The sequence below is a fragment of the Polaromonas sp. genome, assembly GCF_013817205.1.
Lineage (GTDB): Bacteria > Pseudomonadota > Gammaproteobacteria > Burkholderiales > Burkholderiaceae_C > Polaromonas.
In genome coordinates this window covers 1-13,412 of record NZ_JACDDD010000094.1, presented here as the reverse complement: position 1 = coordinate 13,412, position 13,412 = coordinate 1, and the positions used below count along the sequence as shown (strand labels likewise).

The 13,412-nt window shown below is 61.7% G+C and carries 17 protein-coding genes, 1 pseudogene and 1 riboswitch; of the genes and pseudogenes, 8 read left to right on the top strand and 10 right to left on the bottom strand.

Annotated features, from left to right (window positions below; genetic code table 11):
* Positions 1–906, bottom strand: a 906-nt coding sequence (locus H0W47_RS16560) for an FAD-dependent oxidoreductase (protein WP_296926370.1), incomplete at its 3' end; no start/stop codon positions are given.
* A gap of 6 nt (positions 907–912) precedes the next feature.
* The gene (gene senB, locus H0W47_RS16555) at positions 913–1,923 is read right to left on the bottom strand and encodes a selenoneine biosynthesis selenosugar synthase SenB (RefSeq protein WP_296926368.1); all 1,011 of its coding nucleotides are present in this window, start codon (positions 1,921–1,923) and stop codon (positions 913–915) included.
* Between the two features lie 83 nt (positions 1,924–2,006).
* On the opposite strand from senB, the gene H0W47_RS16550 reads away from it, so the two are divergent.
* The 8 genes from H0W47_RS16550 to H0W47_RS16515 all read left to right on the top strand — a co-directional run bounded on the left by H0W47_RS16550 (position 2,007) and on the right by H0W47_RS16515 (position 9,791).
* A complete protein-coding gene (locus tag H0W47_RS16550; protein WP_296926366.1) occupies positions 2,007–2,876 on the top strand; it encodes a putative selenate ABC transporter substrate-binding protein in 870 nt (289 codons plus the stop codon).
* Between the two features lie 60 nt (positions 2,877–2,936).
* Complete coding sequence (locus tag H0W47_RS16545) at positions 2,937–3,770, top strand: phosphonate ABC transporter ATP-binding protein (protein WP_296926364.1); 834 nt, start codon at positions 2,937–2,939, stop codon at positions 3,768–3,770.
* A gap of 15 nt (positions 3,771–3,785) precedes the next feature.
* Entirely contained in the window at positions 3,786–4,628 is an 843-nt protein-coding gene (locus H0W47_RS16540; RefSeq protein WP_296926362.1) for an ABC transporter permease, read from the top strand.
* The gene (gene phnE, locus H0W47_RS16535) at positions 4,604–5,479 is read left to right on the top strand and encodes a phosphonate ABC transporter, permease protein PhnE (RefSeq protein ID WP_296926360.1); all 876 of its coding nucleotides are present in this window, start codon (positions 4,604–4,606) and stop codon (positions 5,477–5,479) included. Before H0W47_RS16540 ends, phnE begins: the two co-directional genes overlap by 25 nt.
* A gap of 53 nt (positions 5,480–5,532) precedes the next feature.
* A riboswitch (S-adenosyl-L-homocysteine riboswitch) is annotated at positions 5,533–5,642 on the top strand.
* A gap of 58 nt (positions 5,643–5,700) precedes the next feature.
* Complete coding sequence (gene ahcY, locus H0W47_RS16530; RefSeq protein ID WP_296926358.1) at positions 5,701–7,131, top strand: adenosylhomocysteinase; 1,431 nt, start codon at positions 5,701–5,703, stop codon at positions 7,129–7,131.
* A 149-nt stretch (positions 7,132–7,280) separates the two neighbouring features.
* Positions 7,281–8,294: a TlyA family RNA methyltransferase gene (locus H0W47_RS16525; RefSeq protein ID WP_296926356.1), complete on the top strand. Its 1,014-nt coding sequence runs from the start codon at positions 7,281–7,283 to the stop codon at positions 8,292–8,294.
* 35 nt (positions 8,295–8,329) lie between these two features.
* Positions 8,330–9,163, top strand: coding sequence for a methylenetetrahydrofolate reductase [NAD(P)H] (gene metF / locus H0W47_RS16520; protein ID WP_296926355.1), 834 nt, complete (start codon positions 8,330–8,332; stop codon positions 9,161–9,163).
* A 4-nt stretch (positions 9,164–9,167) separates the two neighbouring features.
* On the top strand, positions 9,168–9,791 hold the full coding sequence (locus tag H0W47_RS16515; RefSeq protein ID WP_296926353.1) for a septal ring lytic transglycosylase RlpA family protein: 624 nt from the start codon (positions 9,168–9,170) through the stop codon (positions 9,789–9,791).
* Positions 9,792–9,880: 89 nt separating this feature from the next.
* On the opposite strand, the gene H0W47_RS16510 is transcribed toward H0W47_RS16515, so the two are convergent.
* From H0W47_RS16510 to H0W47_RS16475, 8 genes and pseudogenes are all read right to left on the bottom strand, one after another.
* A complete protein-coding gene (locus H0W47_RS16510) occupies positions 9,881–10,162 on the bottom strand; it encodes an N-acetyltransferase (protein ID WP_296926350.1) in 282 nt (93 codons plus the stop codon).
* Between the two features lie 26 nt (positions 10,163–10,188).
* Positions 10,189–10,602, bottom strand: a complete 414-nt coding sequence (locus H0W47_RS16505) for a glyoxalase superfamily protein (protein WP_296926374.1) — start codon at positions 10,600–10,602, stop codon at positions 10,189–10,191.
* 66 nt (positions 10,603–10,668) lie between these two features.
* Positions 10,669–11,172, bottom strand: coding sequence for a DUF2199 domain-containing protein (locus H0W47_RS16500; RefSeq protein ID WP_296926348.1), 504 nt, complete (start codon positions 11,170–11,172; stop codon positions 10,669–10,671).
* Between the two features lie 48 nt (positions 11,173–11,220).
* A complete protein-coding gene (locus H0W47_RS16495; protein WP_296926347.1) occupies positions 11,221–11,715 on the bottom strand; it encodes a hypothetical protein in 495 nt (164 codons plus the stop codon).
* A 13-nt stretch (positions 11,716–11,728) separates the two neighbouring features.
* The gene (locus H0W47_RS16490; RefSeq protein WP_296926345.1) at positions 11,729–12,088 is read right to left on the bottom strand and encodes a hypothetical protein; all 360 of its coding nucleotides are present in this window, start codon (positions 12,086–12,088) and stop codon (positions 11,729–11,731) included.
* 75 nt (positions 12,089–12,163) lie between these two features.
* Positions 12,164–12,448: a hypothetical protein gene (locus tag H0W47_RS16485; RefSeq protein ID WP_296926343.1), complete on the bottom strand. Its 285-nt coding sequence runs from the start codon at positions 12,446–12,448 to the stop codon at positions 12,164–12,166.
* A gap of 244 nt (positions 12,449–12,692) precedes the next feature.
* Positions 12,693–12,872 carry a hypothetical protein gene (locus H0W47_RS16480; protein ID WP_296926341.1) on the bottom strand — a complete coding sequence of 60 codons (180 nt, stop codon included), beginning with the start codon at positions 12,870–12,872 and terminating at the stop codon, positions 12,693–12,695.
* A 217-nt stretch (positions 12,873–13,089) separates the two neighbouring features.
* Positions 13,090–13,412 (bottom strand): annotated as a pseudogene (locus H0W47_RS16475) (hypothetical protein); the annotation flags it as partial.

Genomic DNA, 13,412 nt, shown 5'->3' with positions numbered 1-13,412 from the left:
GCTGAAGGCGGCTATGTCCCCGGCGGCAAACACGGCCGCATCGTTGATGCTTTGCAACTGGTCATTGACCTCGATGAAGCCACTGGCGTCCAGCGCCAGCCCGGTCTGGCGCAGCCAGGGAGCGCCTCCGGCCTGTGTGACCCAGATAATTTCGTCCATCGCCATCACGGTGCCGTCGCTGGTTTTGATGCTGCGTTCAGACACCTGGGTCACTTCGCTATTCAAGTGCAACACCACCTGACGCTCGGTCAGCACGCGCTGAAAAGTCTGGCGTACCCGGGCGTTGTGGGTAGGCAGAATGTCGGCGGTGTTGCTGAACAGGTGAAAGGCCAGCTCGTTCGGGTCGCGCCCCAGAGCGCTCAGTTCGTCGCGCAGGCGGTGCTGCATCGCCAGCGTCAGCTCGACCCCGCCTGCGCCTGCGCCGACCACGGCAATGCGGGTTTTGCCTGCGTGTTGCTGCACGCGGGCCAGCAGCGCCAGCCAGCGCTCGTTGAACAGGTGAATCGGCTTGACCGCCACCGCATGGTCGGCCGCGCCGGGCACCTGGCCGATCTGCGGGGCCGAGCCGATGTTGATCGATAGCTGGTCATAAGGCACGGGTGGGCGGTTGCGGCAGATCACCTTGCCATTGGCGCGGTCCAGGCCAATCACCTCATCGCGGAAAAATCGCGCGCCGGCAAAAGCGGCCAGCGTGTTCAGGTCGATGTGCACCTCGTCGTGGCTGTAGTGGCCGGCGATGTACCCCGGCAACATGCCTGAGTAAGGCGTGTCGGTGTCCCGGCAGATCAGTGTCAGGCGCACGCCGGGCACGGGCTTCATGCCAAAACTTTTCAGCACCCCCACGTGGCTGTGGCCGCCGCCGACCAGCACGATGTCGCGCAGCACAGCTTGTTCGCTTGATTGCATATCGATTCAGACAGAAGATGGGTTCACGGGTGTTGACCTTAGCTGCTGCACCAGTTGCAGCAGTGCGCTGCGTTCAGCACCGGGTTCAAAAAGAGGGGTACGCCGCGCGCATTGTGCGCCCAGTTTCACCAGCAGGCCCTGAGGGCCGGGCGTGTCGTGGCAGCGCTGCAGCAAGTCCGCCAGCGCCGCCGCATCGCCGCACTCAAAATAGCCCGCATAGTCTTTGCCCAGCATGCCGATGTTGCCCGCAATGTGGGAGGCAATCACCGGCGTGCCGCTCTGCACCGCTTCCATGATCACATGGGCGCCGCCCTCCATGCGGCTGGTATGTACCAGCACATGGGCACGCTGGATACGGCGGCGCGTGGCTTCATGCGTCTGGCCGCCCAGCCAGCGGTAGTTGGGGCAGGCGGCAGCGGTGGCGCGGGCTTGTTCGCCCAGTACCGGGTCCAGCGCCTCACCGATGTGGTCAATGAACAGGGTGGGCTGGTCCGCCAACAGGCGCGCGGCTTCGAACAGGGTCTGCGGTGATTTTTCTTCCCGCAGGTGGCCCACCATGACAGCACGCAGAAAGCGGGGTGATTTGGCCAATGCCTGACGCGCCGTCGTGGACTGGAAGATCACCCGCGCCTTGGGCCGAAGCGGCGCGGGCAGGGCGTCGGGGCCCAGCTCCTGCAACACCACCAGGCGCTGCGCCAGCGCCAGCGACTGGCGGGCTGCATCGTTGCTCTGAATGTCGCGGTACAAGTCGGTGCCGGTCAGCACCACAGCCAGCCCGGCCGGGCCGCGTGCTGCGGCCCAGGCCGCAATCGACGCGGCCGAGCGCCTTGCATGCAGCGCCAGCAGCACTTGGTCTTGCCGGGACGCCGCCGGATCTGGCCATTCGCGCACAACCCGCACTGCGTGGGGCGCCAGCATCTGCTGCCAGCGCCTGGCGGTTTGCCAGTTGCCATTGTTGGCGTCGGCCAGCGCCGGGCTGACGATGACCACGCGGGTGCGGGGAGCGGGAGAGGGCATCGTCAGGAATGTAGCAGGGTGAAAGCAGGGCTTTACGTTGTCGGGTTTAATACCGTTTTGCCAAATTTTTCGGGAGTTTTTCCATGGCCCGCTTTTTCAGTACCACTGCCTTCAAGGCCTTGACCGTGTGCGCGGTGCTCGCTGCTTCGGGCGCCTCCTTCGCCCAGGCTGTTTTCCGTGTCACCACAATCCCCGAGGAGGCCGCCACCGAGCAGATGCGCAAGTTTGGCCCCATCGTTAAATACCTGGAGCAAAAGCTGGGCATGAAGGTCGAGTTCACACCGGTCAGCGACTACCCGGCTGCGGTTGAGACCCTGGTCAACAAGAACATCGAGCTCGCTTGGCTCGGCGGCTTTACCTTCATTCAGGCGCAAAACCGCTCGGGCGGCAAGATTGTGCCGATTGCCCAGCGCGAGGAAGACACCAAATTTCAGTCGGTATTTATTGCCAAAACCAACTCCGGCATCAAGACCCTGGCGGACCTCAAGGGCAAACAGGTCAGCTTTGGCTCACAGTCCAGCACCTCGGGCCACCTGATGCCGCGCAGCTTTTTGCTGCAGGCCAACATCGACCCCGACAAGGACTTCAAGCGTGTGGCCTATTCCGGCGCGCATGACGCCACGATTGCCTCGGTGGTCAGCGGCAAGGTCGAGGCCGCGGCGCTCGACATCACGGTGTGGAACAAGTTCGTCAAGGAAAACAAGGTTGACACCAAAGAAGTCAACGTGTTCTACACCACGCCCGGCTACTTCAACTACAACTGGGCGGTGCATGCCGACATGCCAGCGGCCCTGCGCGAAAAGGTCACCAAGGCCCTGATTGACCTGGACCTCGCCACTGCGCAAGGCAAGGAAATCCTCGACCTGAACCGCGCCACACGTTACATCCCGACCAAGGCCGACAACTACAAGGGCATAGAAACCGCTGCCCGCAGTGCCGGTTTGCTGAAGTAGATTGCTATCAAATAGTGAGCTGCTTGCGCTTACTGCATAAGGGCTGGAGGCTGTTTTGATATGAAAATCTGGCTCAACAGCGTGGCTGCGCGGCATCCGGCGGCAAAGCGCGATGCCGCTGCGGCACTGCGTGGCCTGTCGCTGGCAGTGGCCGCAGGCGAGCAGCTGGCCGTGATCGGGCCCTCGGGTGCCGGCAAAACCACGCTGTTGCATCTGCTGGCCTGCGCCTTGCCGCCGTCGGCGGGCAGCGTGCAGCTGGGTGAGCGCAATCCTTGGCAACTGCCGCGCCGCCAGTTGCAGCGTTTGCGCGGCGAGCTGTTTCTGGCGCCGCAGGTGCCGCCGCTGCCGCCGCGTCAGCGTGTGGTCACCTCGGTGCTGGCGGGGCGGCTGCCGCAGATCGGTCTGTGGCAAAGCCTGCGCAGCCTGTTTTATCCGACGGCGATTGCGCAGGCAGATGCTGCCCTGGCGCGCTTTGACCTGAGCGACAAACTGTTTGCCCGGGTGGACAGGTTGTCCGGCGGCGAGCGCCAGCGCGTGGGCCTGGCGCGCGCGCTGGTCACCGAGGCCAGCCTGCTACTGGTGGATGAACCCCTGTCGGCGCTGGACCCGACGCGCGGCCAGCAGGCCATCAGCTCGCTGACGCAAGCTGCGCGCGAGCGCAGCGCCACGCTGGTCTGCACCCTGCACCATGTCGAGATGGCGCTGCAGCACTTTCCGCGCATCATCGGCCTGCGCGACGGTGAGCTGGCCTTTGACCTGCCCGCCGCGCAGGTCACGCCCGAGCGCCTGCAAGCCCTGTATGCCCAGCATCTGCATGAGCTGACCGGCCCGGCGCGTGAGCCGCTGGACCTGCCTGCCCCGCCGGTGCTGCCTGCCGTCATGCATTGCCGCTGACGGGGTGATCGCAACGTGACAAGCGCCATCTTGCCGCCCCCGCGTGCCGAGCTGCGCGACCCGGCCTGGCGTGGCCGTGTAACTTGGGCGCTGCTGGGCTTGCTGCTGCTCTGGCCAGCGCTGGTGCTGACCGAGTTCAAACCCTGGCTGATGTTCGAGCCCGGCACCCTGAGCTCGACCCTGAAATTTCTGGGCGATTTTTTCCCGCCAAAAATTGAAGCTGAATTTTTACTGCTGGTAGCTCGTGAGACCTGGCGCACCGTGGCGATTGCCACCGCAGGCATGGCATTGGCGCTGCTGCTGGCCCTGCCGCTGACGATGTTGTCGGTGCGGGTCTTGTCGGTGTCGGCCCTGAGCGGGCGCATGGCCCTGTTGCCCGCCACCCTGCGGCAGCTTGTGCGCTGGCTGCTGATTGTGCTGCGCAGCGTGCCCGAGCTGATCTGGGCCCTGATTTTTGTGCGGGTGGTCGGCCTCGGTCCCACCGCCGGTGTGCTGGCGATTGCGCTGACCTACAGCGGCATGCTGGGCAAGGTGTATGGCGAAATCCTGGAAAGCGGCGACAGTCATGCCACGGTGTCACTGCTGCGCAACGGCTCCGGCCGGCTGCAGGCCTTCTTCTACGGTTTGCTGCCGCAAAACGCGGCCGAACTGACCAGCTACAGCGTTTACCGCTGGGAGTGCGCCATCCGGTCCTCGGCGGTGCTGGGTTTTGTAGGTGCCGGTGGCCTGGGCCAGCAGATGGACGCTTCCATGAAGATGTTCAATGGCTCTGAAGTCAGCACCATGCTGCTGGTGTTCATGCTGCTGGTCTGGCTGGCTGACCAGGCCAGCGCATGGCTGCGCAAGGCCCTGGGGTGAAACCAGTGGTGGACGACCCCTCGCGCACTTCCGCCCGCGCCGCCAATGAGGTGTACCGCTTGCCGCCGCCGCTGTTTGATGCGCGTTGCAAGGCCTGCTGGCTGGTGGCGGGTGCCTTGCTACTGGTGGGGCTGAGCTTCTGGTCGCTGGATCTGAAGTGGGCGCAGTTCTTCTCGCTCGACGCCATGCGCAAGATGGGGCGTTTTATCGGGGAGTTGATGCAGCCCACGGGCGAGATCGCTTTTCTGACGAAGCTGCTGACGGCCGCTCTGGAAACCCTGGCCATGTCGGCCCTGGGCACGCTGATTGCGGCGATTTTTGGTTTGTTGCTGGCGTTGCCCGCCAGCCGCACCCATGCGCAGGACCCGGCCCGCTTTAAAGCGTTTACGCGCCTGCTGCTTAACGCTCTGCGCAGCATTCCCGAGCTGGTCTGGGCGGCTCTGCTGCTGATTGCTGCCGGCCTGGGACCGCTGGCCGGCACGCTGGCGCTGGCCCTGCACACCACCGGCGTGCTCGGGCGGCTGTTTGCCGAGGCGGTGGAAAACGTGGCCGAAGGGCCGGGTGCGGCGCTGCGCCTGCGCGGCGTGGGCGAAGGGCGGGTGTTTTTGTATGCCACCTTGCCCCAAATACTGCCGCAGCTCATGAGTTACACCCTGTACCGCTGGGAAAACAACATCCGCGCCGCCGCCGTGCTGGGTGTCGTGGGCGCGGGCGGCCTGGGCCAGATGCTGGCTTTTCACATGGGGCTGTTCCAGATGTCCGAGACCAGCTCCATCCTGCTGACCATGATCGCGCTGGTGGCGCTGGTCGATGCCTGCAGCTACCTGTCGCGGCGGGCCATGGCCCGCTGAGGGGTTTTATGGGCCCGGCTTTGCGACCGGCGGTCAGCCGTATAGAATAGAGGCCGTCCGAGGAGCGATGCAACCTGCCACACACTGACCCCGTCAGCTGGCGCGTGAGGCTCGGACACCAGACCGCCTGCCGGTTCTGCCCTCCCAACCGCGCTCACCCACTGTGCTGTGAGGTGAGTTGACTCCCACAGTGGTTTTTAAAAGCCTGTTTTGGAGTCACCATGAGCGCCGTTCTCAAACCTACCGCCGATTACGTTATTGCCGACATTTCGCTTGCTGCCTGGGGCCGCAAGGAACTGAATATTGCCCAGACCGAAATGCCCGGCCTGATGGCCATTCGCGAAGAATTCGCCAAGGCCCAGCCGCTCAAGGGCGCGCGTATCACTGGCTCGCTGCACATGACCATTCAAACTGGCGTGCTGATCGAAACGCTGCAGGCTCTGGGTGCTGACGTCCGCTGGGCTTCGTGCAACATCTTCTCGACACAAGACCATGCTGCTGCTGCCATCGCTGCCGCCGGCACGCCGGTGTTCGCCATCAAGGGCGAAACCCTGGTCGACTACTGGGACTACACCCACCGCATTTTTGAATTCACCGGCGCCAAGGGCACGCCCGAAGAAGGCCCCAACATGATCCTGGACGACGGCGGCGATGCAACGCTGCTGATGCACCTGGGCACCAAGGCCGAGAAAGACGCATCGTTGCTGTCCAAGCCCGGCAGCGAGGAAGAGATCTGCCTGTTCAACTCGATCAAGGCCAAGCTCGCGCAAGACCCCACCTGGTACAGCCGCCGCCTGAAAAACATCGTCGGCGTGACCGAGGAAACCACCACCGGCGTGTTGCGTTTGAATGAGATGTCGGCCAAGGGCACGCTGGCCCTGCGCGCCATCAACGTCAATGACTCGGTGACCAAGTCCAAGTTCGACAACCTCTACGGCTGCCGCGAGTCGCTGGTTGACGCCATCAAGCGCGCCACCGACGTGATGGTTGCCGGCAAGGTGGCTTGCGTGGCCGGTTACGGCGACGTGGGCAAGGGCTCGGCACAGGCGTTGCGCGCGCTGTCCGCTCAAGTGTGGGTGACCGAGATTGACCCGATCAACGCCCTGCAGGCTGCGATGGAAGGTTACAAGGTCGTGACCATGGAATACGCTGCCGACAAGTGCGACATCTTCGTGTCCGCCACCGGCAACAAGAATGTGATCACCTACGAACACATGGCGGCCATGAAAGACCAGGCCATCGTCTGCAACATCGGCCACTTCGACAACGAGATCGACGTCGCTGCCCTGGAAAAGTGCACCTGGGAAGAGATCAAGCCGCAAGTCGATCACGTGATCTTCCCGGACGGCAAACGCATCATCCTGCTGGCCAAGGGCCGCCTGGTCAACCTCGGTTGCGGCACCGGCCACCCAAGCTTCGTGATGTCTTCCAGCTTTGCCAACCAGACCATTGCGCAGATCGAGCTGTTCACCAAGCAGGCCGACTACGAAGTGGGCAAGGTTTACGTGCTGCCGAAACACCTGGACGAAAAAGTCGCGCGCCTGCACCTGAAGAAGGTCGGCGCGATGCTGAGCGAGCTCAGCGACGAGCAAGCCGCGTACATCGGTGTGAGCAAAGCAGGCCCTTACAAGGCCAACACCTACCGCTACTGATAGGGCTACTGCGCGCCCGTGATCCTGCGTTGCGGGGCCCGTCTGCGAATCCTCACGTACCTGAAGTACGTTCCGGTTCGCAGTCACCCGCGCCTTGGCTGACGGACGCTCGCTACGCCCCTGACGTTCTCTGGACAGGAAAAATACACATGCGCGCTGACCTCTTTCTCGTTGACAACGGCCATGCCGCCACCCGCTCCCAGGCGCAGCGCCTGATTGCGTCGGGCGTGCGATGGCGCGCTGAGGAAAGTGCCCCCTGGAAGAAAGTCGTCAAAAACGGTGACGAGATTCCGGCCGGTGCCGAGGTCGAGATCCCCGACACCACCGAAGCCAAGTACATCTCGCGCGGCGGGCTCAAGCTCGAAGGCGCGCTCAAAAGCACGGGCATCCAGGTTGCCGGCCTGCGTTGCCTGGACATCGGGCAATCGACGGGCGGGTTTACCGACTGCCTGTTGCAGCAGGGGGCGGTGCAGGTTGTGGGGGTGGATGTGGGCCATGGCCAGTTGCACCCCAGCCTGCGCGAAGATCCGCGTGTGGTGTGCATCGAGGGTGTCAACGCCCGCTCCATGACTGCTATTGATTTAATAGCTGGTCCCGCCCACTCGGCGGGGGCTGATGCCGAATTTGATGATGAAGACTTGGGCGTAAATTTTGATGGCGAAGACGATGAGCCTGTCGAGGCCAACTTCGACTTCCTGACCGGCGACTTGTCATTCATTTCGCTCACGCTGGTGTTGCCAGCTGTGGTGCGCCTGCTCAAGCCCGGCGGCGATGCGCTGATGCTGGTCAAGCCGCAGTTCGAACTGCAGCCCGGCCAGATCGGCAAGGGCGGCATTGTGCGTGATGCGGCACACTTCGAATTTGTAGAACAACGCCTGCGCGATGCGTGCACCGCACTCGGCATGGACGTGAAAGCTTGGCTGACGTCGCCGATTGAAGGCGGCGACGGCAACCGCGAATTTTTCATCCACGCTGTCAAGGGCCACAACAACACCGGTGAGGACCAGCCGCTGCCGGCCGCGCCACCGCGCAAGGCCGCCAAACGCACGCCGCGCAGCGAGCTGCGCGCCATGCATGCGGCGCACGAGGACTCTGAAGAGGCCCACGCAGGCCAGCATGGCCCGGCGCGCGGCAAACGCCGCGACAAAGCCGACGAAGAATAGACCACCAAGAACAAAGAGTGAGAGAGACGTTTGCGATGAAACTGCCCATCAGCTTTGAATTTTTCCCGCCCAAGACGCCCGAAGGCGCTGACAAGCTGCGCCTGGCGCGCAAGGCCTTGTACGCGCACCAACCTGAGTTCTGCTCCGTCACCTTTGGTGCTGGCGGCTCCACCCAGGACGGCACCTTCGGCACCGTGGGTGAGATCCTGAAGGAAGGTGTGGCTGCGGCCTGCCATTTCTCCTGCGTCGGCGCGACCAAGGCGACGGTGCGCCAGCAACTGGCCTCGCTGCAGGCCATGGGTGTGAAGCGCCTGGTGGCGCTGCGCGGTGACTTGCCCAGCGGCTACGGCGCTGGCGGTGAGTTTCATTACGCCAGCGACCTGGTGGCCTTCATCCGCGAGTTCACGGGTGACGCCTTCCATATCGAAGTGGCGGCCTACCCAGAGATTCACCCGCAGGCCAAATCGGCTGACGCCGACCTTCAGGCCTTTGCCACCAAGGTCAGGGCCGGCGCCAACTCGGCGATCACGCAGTACTTCTTCAATGCCGATGCCTACTTCCGCTTTGTCGATGACACGCAGAAGATGGGACTCGACGTGCCCATCGTGCCCGGCATCATGCCGATCACCAGCTCAACCCAGCTCATGCGGTTTTCTGATGCCTGCGGCGCCGAGATCCCGCGCTGGATACGCCTGCGCCTGCAGGGCTTTGGTGACGACACGGCCTCGATCAAAAGTTTTGGTCTGGATGTGATTACTGATTTGTGTGCGCAGTTGCAGACGGCCGGTGTGCCGGGCATTCACTTTTACACGATGAATCAGGCCGCTGCAGCGACTGAAATCATCCGGCGCTTGCAGTCGGGACGGTGAAGTCTTGGCTCTGCACGCGGAAATTTTCAGGGTCTGGCTTGTTGCAAGCCTGCTGGCGCTGTCAGCATGTGCCATACCGCCGGTGAGCGATGTCGCACCGGCGCCCGGCGCTCCGACTTCCAGCGCCGCGCCGCGTGCGCCGGCGGAACCGCAGGCACCGCAGGGACCCGCTCCTGCCACCCTCCCAGACAACACGCCGCTGCTCGCGGTTCCACAGGCAGAAGCAAATTTGCTGGCAGGCGAAATCCCCCGCGAGTTCGAGCAGGGCAAGGCCTCCTGGTACGGCCCGCGCTTCAACGGCCGGCGCACGGCCAGCGGCGAGCGCTACAACATGCACGAGATGACGGCCGCGCACAAAACCCTGCCTTTCGGCACCATGGTGCGCGTGCGCAGCCTGGTCAACGGCAAGGAGGTCGAGGTACGCATCACCGACCGCGGCCCCTTCAGCCGGGGCCGCGTGATTGACCTGAGCCGCGCCGCCGCCGAGGCCATCGGCATGATGGGGCTGGGTGTGAAAGACGTGCTGCTGTTGGTGCCGGAATCCACGCCCTCAGTCACCCGGATCTCGCCAGCGCCCTCAGTCAGAATGCGCCAGCCCGTCACCCGGAGTACGCCGCGCCCCCGCTGACTGTGCAGTGGTGGGTGCTTGGTTCTGGCATCAAATTGGCCACCAGCCCTTATCCGACGTGCGTAAGCAGCTCCTGAATTAATAGCATTTCAGGGTGATGCGGAAGGCAGCGCCATGCGAAAACTGTAGTCGTGGCGCTCAAAACCCAAAGCGTCATAAAACGCATGCGCCTTCTCGCGCTTGAGGTTGGACGACAACGCCAGCTTGTAGTAGCCGCTCTGCGCCGCCAGCGTGATCGCATGGCGCATCATCGCTTTGCCGATGCCCTGGCCCTGACAAGCCGGGTCCACCGCCACGTCTTCCACCACCGCCGACGGCGCGCCCAGGTGGCCCAGGTTGTCCATGATGAGCAGGGTAAAAGTGCCGACCACCTGCGTGCCCTACACCGCGACATACTTTATGTGCTGATGGCGCTGGTGAAAGTCAGCCGGTTACCAAAAGGGTCCTTGATCGACATGTCCCGGCTGCCCCAAGGCGTGTCTTCGATGTGCGGTTTGGAATACGCATATTGCCTGGCCGATAGTTCCGCCTGCAACGCGTCCAACTCGTCAGTTTCAATCCGCATCGCAGCGCCAGGGCTGCAGTCCCCATGGTGCTCTGACAAATGGATGACGCAGCCGTCTTTGGACACTTGCAGGTACAGCGGCATGCCCTCGCCAAAGCGATGCTCCCAGTCAACCTTGAAACCCAGAAACCCGACATAAAACTCGCGCGCCTTTGCTTCGTCGAAGATGCGAAGGATGGGTGTGGTTTTTCCAAACTCATGAAATGGGCTCCTGTGGGAGGGCGGTGAAGGAGTTGAGAGCGAAATTGCCCCCCGGCCCTTTAACAACGGGCAAAATTCGCTATCAAAATAAGAGCATGCATTTTGATGACGCTAGTTGCTTACAGGCCGCAACCGCCCCGCCGCCACATCGTGCCAAAAGTCTATCGAAACACCCGACGCAAGAATCGCTGCGACAGCCGTGCCAGGCGCGACCCACTTGATGTAGGGCGTGGGGTCGCCTTTGATGACCTTGAACTTCACAGGCGTTCCGTAGGATTGGGCAATGCCTTGAACCGGGTTTGCCAGTTTTCCCTCCACCCAGTCCGCATAGTCGGGCAGTGCATCTTCGTTTTCCCTGAAGTGGATCAGTCGCTGGTAGTCTGGCTGCGACACCTCGACCCAGCAGATACATCCCAAGGGGTCGCCCTCGGCTTCAGCCAGCGGCAGCTCGATTTCGCATTGCACAAAAAATTGGCTGTCCGCCGCGCTGCACATGGACTTGCTGTCTTCCACCACGTCAATGACGCGGCCCTGGTCTGTTTCCGGCGCGCGCCACATGAAGTAGCGCGGGAGTTCATCGTGTGTGTTGCCGCAATGTGAGCATTGGTAGGACATTGAGTAGCACCCGCAAAAGGTTGATGTTGAAAGTAACGGGTGCCGTCGTCAGCCAGGGCCGTCCGTCTGGGTGGTAAAAGCCTCGGGCAGGAAGTACATGCCGTGGAGGTCACCGGCCTTCTTCTTCCCATGCCTGCGGACCCACGATGCGATTTGAGTGAACCATTTATCGAAAGCGTCCAAATCGTAGTCCACGCCGTCCGGAGCTGCGAATGTCTTGGCCCAGTACAAACGCCCGTAAGACAGGCGGTCCTCGGTGGCAAAGCGATGTCGGGTGTACTGGACAAGTGGCGCGACACCGCTATTCGATACATACCACTCACCCGTTTGCGACTGCTTAAAGGTCGGCGTCCAGGGAAATGCGACATTCCAGATCAGATACGAATGCTGGCCACGGCCGCGCGGGGCAAAGGCATCCATCAGCAGGGCGTCTGACGAATCCGCAAAGGACTGAAAGATGCGAATGTCCGCATGGCCACGCAGAAAATCGAGGAAGCGCGTTTCGTCATCCTCAACCATCGCGAGCGGTATTTGTCTGCCCATGCGCCTCTCGCAGTCAGGCCTCGTCGTCGGTATCGCCGACGAGCCAATAAACAATGAACGGAAGCACGGCTGCGAATCCGATAAATGCGAAGGGCGCCACGGAAACCCAGAAGCCCAGCGCCTTGATGTCTTGCACGCCAAGATACCGAATCCAGGGCGCAGGGGTAAATACGGCGGCGGCAAGGCCAATGCAGACACCGCAGAAAGCCAGCGTTGCGGCTGCACTGGCAAACCGGCCCAACTTTCCCCGAGCCCAGGTACTGCGGGTTACGGATACATACGCCAAAAATGCAATACCGAAAAGAAGTGGCGGCAGAAAAAGGAGCGCCGCCACTGCAACAAACTCACCTGCAAACATGTAGTGACCGTCCATGGGTGTCTCCCCTAACTGGTGCGGCGCAAGAGTGCTGAACAAAGCCCGTCAACACCATGCTCTGATGAAAGATGGTTAGCTACCGCCGCCGAAGCTTGAAAACGGCAAACAAACCACAGAAACAATCTTCGGAAAAATAATGCCGAGCATGACCCCAAGGAGTACGGAGCCAAGCGCCCACCAAGCCAAGGCAGACATAGAGACAGGCAAGGGGCTCAGCGCCAGTCTGCCGAGAATGCCAATCCAGAAACAACCCATGCCGCCGATGGCTGCGCCGATGGTGCGGTCACGCCGCGTCGCCGGGGCGTGCCTCCAGCGCACATAGTTCTGATATCTGTTCCGGAGAAAACTGTTCACCATGGAGCGCTCCATTTGGGTCGAGGTGACTACTGTAGCGCCTTACCCGCGTACCACCGCGCACCAACCCCAGAGAACAACCAGTACAGCGCGACCACGTCCAGGATTGAACTGAGCCCAAAATTGGCCTCTGTCCACCAGGGTGAAGGCGTTTCGGATGGCAGTAAAAAATACCCTGCGGTGTTGATAACAGCGATGACGAGTAATGTGATTCGCGCCCAGTTTTTTCGCCTTGCTGCAAAGCTGATCAGCGTGGCATACAAACCAAAAGAATCAGAAAGAGAGCGACAAGAAAGCCTGTTTCATGGGCCATGTCCGGCTCGGGATACATCAGCGTGAGAACTGCATCAATCACGACCAGGAGTTGTGTGATCCAGAGCAGGATGATGGCTTGGCGGACTTGGGGTGGGGTATCTGTTTGGAGCATTTACTGATTTTGTGTGGACAAAACTCGCTTTCCAAGCAACGCGTACACCTGCTCTGCAGTGAACTCGAGATTCGGCACGTAAGGAGGTTCGGACATATGAGGTTTAACGAATGAAAGGGACATCCCAGTCCCAAGCAAGCCGCGCCCCGTTGGGGTTGCGGTTTACGGCAAGAAGGTGCCAAGGTGGAGAGGTCAAACTTTTCATCAACTTACCTGCTCATGGCTTCAGCGATGCCCTGAGCGCCAACACCAAATACTCTCGCACATATTTTTCCGAGACGTCTTCGATGGACGACAACTTGATGTGCCTGCGAAACTTGCCTTCACCCTCAAGCACCTTAAATTTGTCTGGAAGCGCGGCGCCTTCGCTGAACTCCAGAGAAACGTGTTTTGTGTAGGAGAAGATTCCGCAAAACTGAATCGCCCCGGGTTTCATGGAGGCTGTTTGGTTTAAGTCATGCCTCCACCGTGGAGGCTTGACTGGCGAGTTGCCGGTAGTAGTTTGCCTCAGCTTCTGCCGGAGGTATATATCCGATAGGG

Bases quoted from the DNA above. Each gene is read 5' to 3' on its own strand.
- metF (WP_296926355.1), top strand. From the start codon at position 8,330: ATGAAACTGCCCATCAGCTTTGAATTTTTCCCGCCCAAGACGCCCGAA.
- H0W47_RS16545 (WP_296926364.1), top strand. From the start codon at position 2,937: ATGAAAATCTGGCTCAACAGCGTGGCTGCGCGGCATCCGGCGGCAAAG.
- H0W47_RS16495 (WP_296926347.1), bottom strand. From the start codon at position 11,715: ATGGGCAGACAAATACCGCTCGCGATGGTTGAGGATGACGAAACGCGC.
- H0W47_RS16525 (WP_296926356.1), top strand. From the start codon at position 7,281: ATGCGCGCTGACCTCTTTCTCGTTGACAACGGCCATGCCGCCACCCGC.
- senB (WP_296926368.1), bottom strand. From the start codon at position 1,923: ATGCCCTCTCCCGCTCCCCGCACCCGCGTGGTCATCGTCAGCCCGGCG.
- phnE (WP_296926360.1), top strand. From the start codon at position 4,604: ATGGCTGCGCAAGGCCCTGGGGTGAAACCAGTGGTGGACGACCCCTCG.
- H0W47_RS16500 (WP_296926348.1), bottom strand. From the start codon at position 11,172: ATGTCCTACCAATGCTCACATTGCGGCAACACACACGATGAACTCCCG.
- H0W47_RS16490 (WP_296926345.1), bottom strand. From the start codon at position 12,088: ATGGACGGTCACTACATGTTTGCAGGTGAGTTTGTTGCAGTGGCGGCG.
- H0W47_RS16485 (WP_296926343.1), bottom strand. From the start codon at position 12,448: ATGGTGAACAGTTTTCTCCGGAACAGATATCAGAACTATGTGCGCTGG.
- H0W47_RS16550 (WP_296926366.1), top strand. From the start codon at position 2,007: ATGGCCCGCTTTTTCAGTACCACTGCCTTCAAGGCCTTGACCGTGTGC.
- H0W47_RS16480 (WP_296926341.1), bottom strand. From the start codon at position 12,872: ATGCTCCAAACAGATACCCCACCCCAAGTCCGCCAAGCCATCATCCTG.
- ahcY (WP_296926358.1), top strand. From the start codon at position 5,701: ATGAGCGCCGTTCTCAAACCTACCGCCGATTACGTTATTGCCGACATT.